Origin of the sequence: Pseudomonas sp. H1h, from assembly GCF_000633255.1 — a bacterium.
GTDB lineage: Bacteria > Pseudomonadota > Gammaproteobacteria > Pseudomonadales > Pseudomonadaceae > Aquipseudomonas.
This window is the reverse complement of the sequence record NZ_AYMJ01000056.1, coordinates 1-974: the sequence shown is the minus strand read 5'-3', so window position 1 is coordinate 974 and position 974 is coordinate 1. Positions and strand designations below refer to the sequence as shown.

Here is a 974-nt window from a genome sequence, read left to right as displayed (position 1 = left end):
AGGTTCTCGAAATTGCCGCCCGCCGCATCCTTGATCGTGACTTCAACCTTGCCGGCGTCTTTGTAGACGTCATCGGCTGGCGCAGGGACAGTCACGGTGCCAGTGGTTTTGCCCGCTTCAATGGTAATGACCGAACCGTTGCTCAGGGTCACGGTCACCGGGGTGCCGGCCGGATTGGTCAGGGTCGCGGTGTAGACGATCGAACCACCCTCGGCCACGGTGCCGGTCGCGCTCAACGTCAGGTTGGTGGTGTCGACGGTGTCGGTTACGGTGGTGCTGACCGGGGTTTTGTCGGCCACCAGATTCTCATAGTTGCCGCCCGTCACGCCGGTGATCGAGTTAGTCAGCGGCGCGTGACCGTTCAACGCGTCGTTCGGCGCGGTGGTGGTGACGGTGCCGGTGGTCTTGCCGACTTCAATGGTGATGTTCTGACCGTTGGCCAGGGTCACGACCACAGGCGAACCGGTCACGGGTGCACCGACGGTCGCGGTGTAGGTGACGGTGCCACCCTCGGCGGCCGATTCGGTTGCAGTCAGTTTGACCGAGGTGGTGTCGATGGTATCGGTGACGTCGGTGACGGCTGGAACGGTGCTTGGCACCAGGTTCTCGAAATTGCCGCCTGCGGCATCCTTGATGGTCACTTCGACTTTGCCGGCGTCTTTGTAGACGTCATCGGCTGGCGCTGGGACAGTCACGGTGCCGGTGGTCTTGCCGGCTTCGATGGTGATCACCGAACCGTTGGACAGGGTCACGGTGACTGGCGAGCCAGCAGCGTTGGTCAATGTCGCGGTGTAGGTGATCGAACCGCCCTCGGCGACCGAGTTGGTGGCGCTGAGCGACAGATTTGTCGTGTCCACGGTGTCCGTGACGGTGGTGCTGACCGGGGTTTTGTCGGCAACGAGGTTCTCGTAGTTACCGCCACTGACGTTGGTGATCGAGTTGTTCAGCGGCTCGTGACCGTTCAACGCATCGTT

The 974-nt window shown here is 62.0% G+C and carries 1 protein-coding gene; it reads right to left on the bottom strand.

Translation table 11 applies throughout. The features are described 5' to 3' along the window. A partial coding sequence (locus U862_RS0128955) for an immunoglobulin-like domain-containing protein (RefSeq protein ID WP_029977918.1) occupies positions 1 to 974 on the bottom strand: 974 nt, incomplete at both ends.